Source organism: Desulfitobacterium elongatum, assembly GCF_055378975.1.
This window is the reverse complement of record NZ_AP038772.1, coordinates 2,694,779-2,706,733: the sequence shown is the minus strand read 5'-3', so window position 1 is coordinate 2,706,733 and position 11,955 is coordinate 2,694,779. Positions and strand designations below refer to the sequence as shown.

The 11,955-nt window shown below is 42.6% G+C and carries 8 protein-coding genes; all 8 read left to right on the top strand.

Annotation, left to right across the window (positions count from 1 at the left end):
• The first annotated feature begins 182 nt into the window (after nt 1-182).
• Nucleotides 183-2,735, top strand: a complete 2,553-nt coding sequence (locus ACZ42W_RS12595) for a molybdopterin-containing oxidoreductase family protein (RefSeq protein WP_464165696.1) — start codon at nt 183-185, stop codon at nt 2,733-2,735.
• Nucleotides 2,735-3,478 carry a 4Fe-4S dicluster domain-containing protein gene (locus ACZ42W_RS12590; protein WP_464165695.1) on the top strand — a complete coding sequence of 248 codons (744 nt, stop codon included), beginning with the start codon at nt 2,735-2,737 and terminating at the stop codon, nt 3,476-3,478. The genes ACZ42W_RS12595 and ACZ42W_RS12590 overlap by 1 nt, the downstream gene beginning before the upstream one ends.
• Before the next feature lie 291 nt (nt 3,479-3,769).
• Nucleotides 3,770-5,086, top strand: a complete 1,317-nt coding sequence (locus ACZ42W_RS12585) for a GntP family permease (RefSeq protein WP_464165694.1) — start codon at nt 3,770-3,772, stop codon at nt 5,084-5,086.
• 462 nt (nt 5,087-5,548) lie between these two features.
• Complete coding sequence (locus tag ACZ42W_RS12580; RefSeq protein ID WP_464165693.1) at nt 5,549-6,922, top strand: sigma-54 interaction domain-containing protein; 1,374 nt, start codon at nt 5,549-5,551, stop codon at nt 6,920-6,922.
• 37 nt (nt 6,923-6,959) lie between these two features.
• On the top strand, nt 6,960-8,111 hold the full coding sequence (locus ACZ42W_RS12575; protein ID WP_464165692.1) for a (Fe-S)-binding protein: 1,152 nt from the start codon (nt 6,960-6,962) through the stop codon (nt 8,109-8,111).
• A gap of 53 nt (nt 8,112-8,164) precedes the next feature.
• The gene (locus ACZ42W_RS12570; RefSeq protein ID WP_464165691.1) at nt 8,165-10,408 is read left to right on the top strand and encodes a molybdopterin-dependent oxidoreductase; all 2,244 of its coding nucleotides are present in this window, start codon (nt 8,165-8,167) and stop codon (nt 10,406-10,408) included.
• Nucleotide 10,409: 1 nt separating this feature from the next.
• Complete coding sequence (locus ACZ42W_RS12565) at nt 10,410-10,958, top strand: 4Fe-4S dicluster domain-containing protein (protein WP_464165690.1); 549 nt, start codon at nt 10,410-10,412, stop codon at nt 10,956-10,958.
• Nucleotides 10,959-10,975: 17 nt separating this feature from the next.
• Nucleotides 10,976-11,899, top strand: coding sequence for an NrfD/PsrC family molybdoenzyme membrane anchor subunit (gene nrfD, locus ACZ42W_RS12560; RefSeq protein ID WP_464165689.1), 924 nt, complete (start codon nt 10,976-10,978; stop codon nt 11,897-11,899).
• The last annotated feature ends 56 nt before the right edge of the window (nt 11,900-11,955 follow it).

Here is an 11,955-nt window from a genome sequence, read left to right as displayed (position 1 = left end):
CTATACTGTTGGTGTTAAAAAGAAGTACACCGGCTGTAAGTATTTTCTGTTAGCAAGATATATTAACTAGCTTGGTAAGAAAACAGATCTGCCAATTTGCTTCAACGTATTGAAGTTCGATTTCTTTTATTGATAATTATGGGTGTGGGACAGGAAATTTTCCAAAACCATTTCAAGGGAGTGTGATAATCAATAAAGATCAACTGATTAGCGACATCGGGACAGTACGTAAGAAATATGGAGGGATGGCATTGGGAAAAGAACAAATCATAAATAAATTACAAGAGAGGCATGATGGTTCAACATATGTTTACACAAGTTGTACGCAAAATGGTTGTTGGGACTCAAGTTGTATCATTCGTTGCCAGGTAAAAGATGGAAAAATTGTTTCTATAGAACCTGATGATAGTGTTAATCCAGGAGATGCCAGAGAAGATATCGGTGAAGATGGGTTAATGCAGGGAATGGTTCAGATGAGACCGTGTTCGATGGGGCATGCCTGGAAAAAAGAACTAGATAGCCCTACGAGAATTCTTTATCCGATGAAACGTATTGGCAAAAAAGGACACGGCAATGGTCATTTTGTCAGAATTTCATGGGAAGAAGCTTTAGACACAATTACTGAAAAACTAGTTGAAATCAAGGAAAAATACGGACCCTATAGTATTTTCCACAGTCAGTATTGCTCCTTCGAAAAATGTGGTTTCCCCTTAGCACCCTGGTTCGGAGCTGGCTTTGCCTGCTGGGGAGATCATTCCACTTCCGGTCACACGGTAGGGGAAAAGTATCATTTGGGTTTTGATATTATCAAATCGATGGTCAAAGGCGAAAGCGATGTAATGGTTGGCTTTGAGGCACCTGATCTTTTTAATTCCAAATTGATTGTCATGTGGGGAATGGATCCAGTAGTAGGCTGGTTTGGATCAGTGTCTTATTATATGAAGCTAGCTCGTGAAAGTGGGGCTAAGATCATTTGTATCGATCCACGCTACACTGCAAGTGCCGAAGTGTTAGCAGACCAATGGATTCCTATCAGACCAGGAACTGACTTAGCTATGCTTTTAGCAATTGCCTATGTCCTATTTGACGAAGACCTTTACGATCACGAATATGTGGACAAATGGGTCGAGCCTAATGGCTTTGAGAAATATAGGGCTTATGTTATGGGACTAGAAGATGGCCAGCCTAAAACACCGCAATGGGCTGAAGAAATTACCACAGTTCCTGCTGAAACAATTTATGCTTTTGCCAAGTTGTTTGCCGAAAGTAAGCCTGTCCATCTCCAATTCTATTACGCACCTGCGAAAAGACACTTGGGAGAGTATTCTGCCACAGCAGCTATGCTCTTGCAGGCCATGACGGGAAACTTAAGCATCCCTGGTGGTTGTCAAACAGGCTGTAGTTTAGTTACTCCTCCACGGATTCCGATTCCGAGAGTAGATTGGCAAACCGCACCCCATGAGTATAAGCCCCCTATTCTCTTCAATAATAACAAACTTACGGAAACAATTATCTGCAGAGAAAAGTTCGACAATGGAGAAATAACAGAGGAAGAATTCCAGCGAGCCATAGGGGCGCCCCCGGGAGCACCTCTGCCTAATATCAAGATGATTATCTTTGAAAATAACTATGCTAATAATCATCACCATACCAACAAACGCATGCAAGCTTTCAGCAAGATGGAGTTTTCATGGGGCTTTCAGTGGCATACCAATCAACCGACAGCTGAGTTTATGGACATTGTCTTACCTGCCCCAGTCCATGCCTTTGAGACGATGGATAAATTCTTATATGGAAATGAACGCTTCATTTCCGGACCAAGCGGCATGAGAAACTACTTTGTTTACTGTGGTAAGGCAATAGATCCGCCGGGAGAAGTTCGTCCTAAGGATTGGGTCTATACCGAGTTAGCAAGAAGACTGGGAATTGCTGAGAAATATAATCCTCGCCTGGCAAACGTTCCTTTAGAAAAATGGGATGAAGAGGTAACAAACCTTTATAAAGAAGCTTACGAAATCTGGGCTAATGACGAAGATGGCTGGCTGGAAATGTTAGAGATTGAACCTAAGCCCTGGGAAGAATTTATTAAAAAGCCTATAGTTCGTATTCCTATTGATGAGCCGTTCTATCCTTATAAAAACAAAGTGGAAGCAGGAGAAAACCCATTTGAGACTCCGACCGGTAAAATTGAATTCTCATCTACTTATATCGAAAACACGGATCTAAGTCAAACGAAATGGCGTGGACAATTAGATTCAATTCCGCGCTGGGAACCTACTTACATGACTGAACCCGCCAATGATAGTTTTTACCATCCAAAAACTGCGAAGTATCCTTTATCGCTAGTGACACCTGTTTCTACTTATCGTCAACACTCCAGTAATGATAACAACCCTCTCCTCAGAGATGACTGCTATCGCCATGCTGTATGGATCAGTGCAGTTGATGCCGAGCAAAGAGGGATCAAAGATGGAGACAAAGTTCGAGTATTTAATGAATACGGTGAAATGATTATTCCAGCCTATGTAACATCGCGGACAATGCCAGGAACGGTTGCTGTACACCATGGGGGATGGTATCAACCTAATGATGTAAAAACTGAACTCAATCCTTTTGGTGTTGATACGCGTGGAGCATGTAACTTGCTTATTGGAGATACCCATTTGCCACACGCATTAGGGGCTTTGTTAACTGCCGGACTAGTGGAAATTGAGAAAGACGGAGGTGAAAACTAATGACCCAATATGGTACCTTTTTTGACCAGAGCCGTTGTTACGCTTGCCAAGCTTGCAGTGTAGCCTGTAAAGACTGGAATGGACTGGAACCGGGACCGGAAAAATGGATGACGGTCTACGAATGGGAAAAAGGCTATTATCCGGATTTACGTATCCACAATTTAGCCTTTTCTTGCGGACATTGCGAAAACCCAGTTTGTGTTGAGGCTTGTTCAAATAAAGCTATTTTTAAAGAAGACAAGTATGGGGCAGTCTTGGTCGATCAGGAAAAATGTCAAGGTTGCCGCCAGTGCTTTGATGCTTGCCCCTATGGAGCACCGAAGTTTGCCAATGATGCACCTGGCACCAAAATGAGCAAATGTACTATGTGTATTGACCGGTTAGAGCAGGGAGAAAAGCCGATCTGCGTACTCTCCTGTCCACTGCGTGCCTTTGACTTTGGCCCGGTTGATATGCTGGCAGAAAAATATGGTGATTTAAGACAATTGGACGAAATGCCTGACCCGGGAATTACAAGGCCAGCTTACCTTTTAAAACCCAATCCTCCCAAAAAACAACTGGTTCCTTATGATAGTGTTAAAGCGGTTGCCTTATCCCAAAAGCGCGGGAATATCGGAACTCTATTTGAAAGCATTGAAGATGTCAGCAATATCAAGGAGGGGACAGTAAAGAGAAATAAGCTGCAAATGAAACACACTACGAACATGGAGTTAATGAGAGTTACCCGCAACGATATTGGATAAAAAATTGACTAGAAGGAGTATATTGCATATGTGCTTTAGACCAGCAAGTGCCCAAAAACCTATAAAGTGTCCCAAATGCGGCAAATTAAATCCCCCAACCCAAACCCAATGTCGCGAATGCAAAGAAGAGCTTAAGAAGTAGTGGCAGATTTTTGAAAAATTAGTACCAGATCCGCTTTAAAGTGCATCCCCGGCCAATACGGGGCTGTACTTTAAAGTTGGCTAATCCGGAAAAGAAAATATTTTTTTAGTTGAAAAGTTAATAATCCAAAAAATAGAGGAGGCATTCTTATGGAATGGTTGGGAGTTCTAGGCATCGTTATAGCCCTGATTTTCTTCATCGCACTTTCCATGCGTTCTTATAGCGTTATGGTAACCGCTCCTTTGTGCGCGTTGATTATTATTGTTACCAACAATATGGATATTGTAAAGTTTTTCCTTACCGACCCTAAATTCTCCTACATGTCCGGAGTGGGAGGCTTTGTCACAAAGAATTTGATGATCTTTCTTCTGAGTGCATTGTTAGGAAAATATATGGAAGAAAGCGGTGCAGCAAAATCAATTGCTAACAGTCTAATTAAGGTTGTAGGCAAGGATAGCCCGATGAAAATGCTGCTGGGAATTACTTTAATTGGCACTATTCTTACTTATGGCGGCGTTTCCATGTTTGTGGTCATGTTTGCTGTTATTCCGCTGGCAAGGCCTCTTTTCAAAGAATTTAATCTCTCTTGGCATTTATTTGTTATCCCTTTTGCTACCGGTATGACATCATTTACTATGGCTATGTTGCCAGGTACTCCCGGCCTGCAGAATGTTATCCCTGCCCAGGCAATGGGTACTCCTTTGACCGCTGCCGCTCCTTTGGGTATTATTGCGAGTATAGTTACCCTAGCTTATGCTATCTGGTATATGAACGGACAGGTCAAAAAATCTCTTGCTAAAGGAGAGGTTTATGACTGCCTAGTAGAAGATGAAATAGTGCAAGGCAAAAAACTTCCAAATTTCGGGCAGGCTATCATCCCTTTGGCTACCTTAATTGTTATCATTATTGGTGGCAGTATGGCTCATATCAGCAATGTAATTTATATCGGCTTAATTACGGCTATTCTACTGGCGGCAATACTGTTTCGAGGGTATATCGAAAATCATAGTAAGGTATTAAGCAGTGGGGCCCAAAGCTCCTTACAGCCAATCTTGTATACCTCGGTTGCTGTTGGTATTGGTGCAGTAGTAGCTGCTGCTCCAGGCTTTCAAATTATTGATAATGCTATTGCAAATATGCCAGGTGGTCCCTTGGTTTCAGCTGCTACTCTTTCCGGAGTACTGGCTGCTATCATAGGGTCTGGTAGTGGTGCCTTAGGAATAGTAACTCAATACTTTTTGGCTCCTTATCTTGCTGCAGGGGTAAACCCAGAGGTACTGCACAGAGTTATTTCTATCAGTGCATCCACTTATGGTGCTTTGCCCAACTCCGGCGCCATGTTCGGTATGTTTGCTGCCATGGCATTGTCTCATAAGACAGCTTATCGTCACATGTTTCATGTTGCCGTTGTTGGACAGACAATTGCACTGATTGTAACAATTGTTTTGAGCGGAGTATTTTATTAGGAAGTCGAATATAGAACTAACATTTTGCTATTCCTATGGGAGACCGTTTATCATGCTCCCGTTCCCAAGACACATTTATAACTGTACTAAGTTAGGTCTCCTTTCTTAAAGGTCAAATTTGTTAAATTCATGTGTTTTGTAAGCAGATGTCAAGGGCGAGCAAAGCCGTTCATCGGAGACGAAGCCGGAGTCCCTTGACATCACCCTCACAAAAAATACTTTTTTACCAGAGAGGTAGGAGCGGCTGAAAGTAATTAAAAAACGGAGAGTAGATAGACTAGCTATGAAGCCGCTTACAATAGTTAGCGGTTTCCCTTTTGGATATGGATACTATACATCATTGAAATCATGAACCGATTGGTATTGACCAAAAAAGTTAAGTTGGTCAGTAAATTGTGGTTGATAGTAAATTTGTAAATGCTGCATTTTTAGCTATATTATCCGACATAGGAGTGATGACAGATGAGTTTTGGTTCAGGGGAAGCAGAAATGGTGACGTTAATACAAACACTGTTGGACCATGACACAGAAAAGAGGAATGAGGGAGTCATTATTATTGATAGCCAAGGGAATATTTTAAATATCAATAATAATGGCCGTAAACTTCTGCGACTGGAAGTAGATCAGGTGAAAAACAGGAATATCAGTGAATTTTTAGACAAAGATTCTTGCTTGTTACAAAGATTTGCGGATGGCGAGAATATAGTTGATGAAGAAGAAAAGATCCTGGCTGACCATTGTGAGCAGTCTTACCTCATCAGTATGCAGCCAGTGTTAAATAGAAATACCAACAAAGCAACACTGGCCGTTTTATGGTTAAATCAAGGATCAATAATAAATAGGTCAGTTACGCAGAGGGCTGGAGTAATAGCAAAATTCCAATTTAAAGATATTATTGGAGAAAGCTGGAGGTTGCAAGAGGCAATCGCAGCAACAGAAATGTTTGCTGATTCCGATGAGAATATACTTTTAGTTGGCGAAAGCGGTACCGGAAAAGAATTGTTTGCCCAGGCTATTCACAACCATCGCTGTCCCAATGGGCCATTTATTGCTATAAACTGTGCAGCGTTGCCCAGAGAATTGGTGGAGAGTGAATTATTTGGATATGAAGGTGGAAGTTTTACCGGTGCAGAACGCAGCGGGCGGTGCGGAAAATTTGAATTGGCTGAAGGTGGCACATTGTTTTTAGATGAAATTGGCGACATGTCTCTTTCATTACAAGCCACGCTATTGCGGGTATTAGAAGACAAGCAGATTATACGTATCGGAGGGCATCGTTATAAAAAAGTTGACTTTACTATAGTGGCAGCTACTAATAAAGATTTATCCCAAATGGTAGAAGATAAACTTTTTCGTGAAGATCTTTATTATCGCTTATCGGTTTTTCCCGTTAATATTCCACCCCTGCGGGAAAGGGAACTGGATTCCAAAATTCTCAGTCATTATTTTATTGAGAGGTATTGCTGGAAAAAGGGACGAAAGCCACTTAAGCTAAGCAGGGCAGTGGAACAAAAAATTCTGGAATACGATTGGCCCGGAAATGTACGTCAGTTGCATAACGCTATGATTTTTGCAATTAACAAAACAAAAGGAGATACCATTAACATAGAAAATATGCCTAGCTACATTACTTCAAAAAAAAATACATTTTCCAGATCAAATGAGAATCAGTTATTGTCGCATTCAAACCTTAAAGAAATGGAAAAAGTAGCTATAGAAAGTGCTATGGAAAAAACTAAATATAAGGTATCGCTAGCTGCGCAAATTCTGGGAACAAATAAGTCAACCTTGTATCGAAAATTACAAGAGTATGGCATCCAATATAAAATTTCCTAAGAATAAATTTTTATAGTTTCAATATGGTGCCTCAATCATGAAAATTATCAAAGGAGGTGTAAAAAAAGTGGATAATAATAAAAAACAAGGTGGGGCACACGTGATAATTGAACAATGTACTGGTTGCAAGGCATGTGAAGAAAGTTGCCGCATATTGACCGAAATAGACGAAGATCCGGCTTCCATTGCCTTTAGAGGGGTTACTTGCAATGAGGCTTTTTCTTGTGCCCTTTGCGGAAAGTGTGAAGCGGTTTGTCCTTTAGGCCTTAGCCCCTATCGGATGTTTGAGCAAAGAAGGATAGAAGCTGTGGCCAATAACGAGATAGATGCTAATGAATACCGCTATCTGTTTCCGGATCGCACTGAAAACGTGATGAGTATCTATAGGGAATACTATGGTGTTGATTATACTGACATAAACATGTCGTCGCAGTCAGATACAGCTTTCATTCCAGGGTGTACGATGATGACCTATTCACCGGAGCTCACTAGGCAGGTATATTATAGATTGTCGGAATTATATCACAATCCCGTATTATTTACTGAATGTTGTGGTTTGCCAATGTATCAGATCGGCCTTCCCGAGCGTGGAGATAAAATTAAAGAGGGGATAAAAGAGAAAGCAAGCAGTTTAGGTGTCAAACGATTTGTGATTGCATGTCCTAATTGTTATTACCAATTTAAAAAGACCCCAAGCATTCAGAATATCGAGCTTTTGACAGTATATGAAGCCTTAAAAGATTCTTTTAGTTCCAATCGAGGTAATGGTATTTATACTGTACACGATTCGTGTCCAGACCGTTTTGAGGGTATCTTTGCTACTCAGGTTAGAGAGGCACTAAATAGTGTCGATTGTCACATAGTTGAGATGAGACATAGAGGAAAAAATTCAATCTGCTGCGGAAGTAGTGGACAAATGGGGCATTTCCGCCCGGAGTGGTCCGAAGAGCATGAAAGGCAGGGCTTATTAGAAGCAGCGGAGGCTGGCGCTGATACCATGATTGCCTATTGTCATGCCTGTGTACTTAATTTTGCAAATATGTCATCTGGTTTGAAGGTTAGGCATGCACTCAATGTTCTGCTGGGTTTTGAAGAAGATTATAGTGAAGTAAAAAATAAAGCTGCTGAAATTTTCTTGGGATCTAATGCATTAGATATTTGGGAAAAGTTATTAGAAGATCCTGATTAAGATAGACAAAGTCATTTCTCAAAGAACTTCAAATTCAACACAGGAGGCATCAAATGAACAAAAATATTGATTTGGAACAAGAAGGAATCGAAGTCAAAAAAGCATGCTGCTATTTTTGTCATCAGAACTGTGGCTGCTTAGTTTATGTCAAAGACGGTAAGGTTCTGCACTTCGAAGGGGACCCGGAGTACCCCACCAACACAGGCGGCTTGTGTTGTCGTGGTAATGTCAATATGATCCATCTGGATCATGAGGCAAGAGTCAATTTCCCATTGAAACGCAAAGGAGAACGGGGAGCAGGCGTTTGGGAAAGAATCACCTGGGAGCAGGCTATAGACGAAATCGGAACGAAACTTGAAGCTATCCGTGATCAGTTTGGCGCTGAGGCAGTGGCCACAGCTGGCGGCACAGCACGTACAGATGATTGGGCTCGTCGCCGTTTTATGAATCTCTATGGCAGCCCCAATGGTTTCCATAATTCGCATTTGTGCTGGATACCTACCTTTATGGTAGAGACAGCTATTTATGGTTGGAGTCCTTTTGAAATTGACTTGGGACTCAGTCGCTGTTTGGTATTATGGGGGCAAAATCCAGGGTCTTCCACTTTACCCGAAATGAGCGGAATTAGTGCTCTAAAAGCACAAGGACTCAAGCTCATCGTTATCGATCCGCGTTTTACAGAGACTGCTGCTAAAGCCGATTTATGGCTGCCTTTGCGTCCAGGCTCTGACCTAGCCTTAGCCCTTGCCTGGATTAATGTCATCATCTATGAAGGCTTATGCGATTATGACTTCATTGGAGACAATTGCGTAGGTTTCGATGAATTAGAAGAACATGTGGCAGATTTTACTCCGGAGTGGGCTGAACCCCTGACAGGGTTGAGTGCCGATCTGATTCGTAAAGGCGCTCAGATGTATGCGATGAATAGACCCGGTAATATCCAATGGGGTGTTGCGATCGACCAAATAGGTAAACCAGCGGGATCAGCCATGCAGGCGAGAGCCATTCTAAGAGCTATTACCGGTAATTTGGATTGTCCTGGTGCAGACCTCTTAACGGGCCCTAGCAAAGACTTTGTTACCGATGAAGAAATGGAACTCAATGAGTTTCTCACAGAAGAACAAAGAGGCAAACAACTGGGTTCAGACCGTTTCAAACTGGTGACGTGGCCAGGGTATAGCCGTATCGCTGAAATAACGAAGAAATATTGGGGCAAGGCTCCTACAGCAGAATGGATGTGCGAGGCTCATCCACCCAGTGTGTACAATGCAATTCTGACCGAGAAACCCTACCCGGTTAAAGCCTTGCTGGTTTCCGCGACAAATCCAGTAAACTCCTATGGAGAAAGCAAAAAAACGCTAGCAGCCCTAAAAGCTGTTGATTTCCTCGTCACTTGCGATTATTGGTTAACGCCTACCGCAATGCTTTCCGATTATGTCCTGCCCATCGCCGGATCTTTTGAGCGCCCAACCATCACCTCAACCTATGGATGCTCCGACTTCTTAATGTGTTCACAACGAGCGATTCAGCCGATGTACGAACGTCGCACCGACTTTGAATTCTGGCGTGATTTAGGAGTAAGGATGGGGCAGAAGGAACACTGGCCTTGGGAAACCTTAGAAGATGCATACTTCTACCGTATTAAAGACTTAGGGTATGAAGTAGAAAGCTTCGATGAGTTTGTCGAGTTTTACCGTGCGCACTTCCCCGAAAGAGAATACTTCAAATATAAAGAAAAGGGTGGATTTGCTACACCATCGGGTAAAGTCGAACTCTACTCAAGCGTACTTGAAGAACTCGGATATTCACCACTGCCGCAATATATTCCACCGGTTGAAAATGAAATCGATCACCCGGAACTGGCAAAGGAATTTCCCTTGGTCCTAACGACAGGAGCAGGCGTAATGCCTTTCCATCATTCTGAGCACTTCCAAATTAAAGAACTGCGGTTCATCCGTCATGAGCCTCACATGGAGATCAATCCAGATACAGCAGCGGAATATGGGATTCAAGAAGACGATTGGGTATGGATCGAAACGAAGCGAGGACGGATCAAACAAAAAGCCAGCCTAACGGAAGGGATTCGGCCGGGTACGGTATTCACGGAACGGGGTTGGTGGTATCCAGAACGCGAAATGCGTGACCCAGAACTCGGTGGTTGCCTTGAATCCAATACCAATGTCTTAACGAGTACTGCAGATGAAGATTGTGACCCCTTAAGTGGAAGCTGGGCGAACAGAGGCTTATTATGCAAAGTGTATAAAGTAGATGGCTCAGACAGAAAGGAGGCTAAATAACATGGCACGTTATGCAATGGTTATTGATACTCGTAAATGTACTGGCTGTCAATCCTGCACAGTGGCTTGTCGAGTCAATAATGAACTTCCGATAGATATGATCTATAATCCAGTACCCACGTTGGGTCCAAAAGGAAAATTCCCCGATGTTCGTATGATCCATATACCCTTACTATGTATGCATTGCGACAATTCACCATGTGTCGACGCCTGCCCAACAGGTGCTTCTCAGCAACGTGAAGACGGAATCGTATGGGTGGAAGAGAACAAGTGTGTTGGCTGTAAAGCGTGTGTTATGGCCTGTCCTTATGGAGCACGTATCGCCAATGCGGAAAAAGGAACGATCCAAAAATGCAATTTCTGTAAAGATGACAGGGTTGATCAAGGAAAGGTACCCTACTGTGTTCAGACCTGTCACCAAAAAGCTCGTATCTTTGGCGACATAGAAGATAAAGAAAGTGAAGTCTATAAGTTGGTGAATGGAACAAAAACAACAGGGCGCTTGCTAGAAGAACTAGGAACCGAACCCTACGTATTTTATCTTTATTGATTGGAGGGATATAAGGAATGAGCCATAAACATGAAACTTGGGGTTGGATGTTAGCCTTTGATTTCTTTTTTGCCGGCATGGGTGCAGCCATGCTGCTCTTTGCCGGAGTTGCCGAATTATTTCAAATCGGAAATCTTTCTACTCTAGGCATCTTTGCAGGATCTGTATTTGTCGCTGCGGGAGCCGGCTTACTGATTTTGGAATTAGGGAGACCCTTTCAAGCCTTGCGCGTATTTATGAATCCAAAAGCAATCTTAACCTTTGGAGCCTGGAATATGTCCATCGCCATTGTAGCCGGGTTACTTTTAGCCTCCAGCTGGGTTGAAGTTTTCCCTTGGTTTGGTCTTATTGGACTTCGTAAAGTCTTAGCCCTAATTTGTGTCATCACGGGTTTTATCGTAGCAACATATCCTGGCGTATTATTGGCTCGCCATAAAGCGCGGCCGTTCTGGAATGGCCCTGGCATGTTAGTGTTGTTCTTAACCTCATCTTTGTTAACGGGAGTATCCGCTTACATTGTCTGTGGTTGGTTCACTAAAGCAGCACCTGTAGTCTATAACGTATTCCCTTATATTGCAGCCAGTCTATGCGCCTTCCAACTGGTCATTTGGTTGGGTTATCTTTGGATTAAGAGTACCGGTACCACGGAACGAGAAGCTAACGCAGTTAAACGATGGACAAGGGGTAATTTTTCAGGACCTTTCAAGATCGGCTTCCTATTGGTAGGCACCCTCTTACCGCTGATCTTGTATCTGGTACCCAACAGTGCTTCCATGGGAATCGCTGGATTGTTGGCCATCGTTGGCGGATTAATCATGCGTAACTTAGTTGTTTATGCTGGTCAGGATAGAACCTGGTTACCGGGTGAAGAAAAATATCGTTCAAGATTACCTCATGGGGATGAAGCCTTCTTGCAAAAGGTATGGACGAAACAAATTTAAAAATTTAACCACTACGAACAAGTTCGATCGTCTTCACGACAATCGGACTTCGTTCT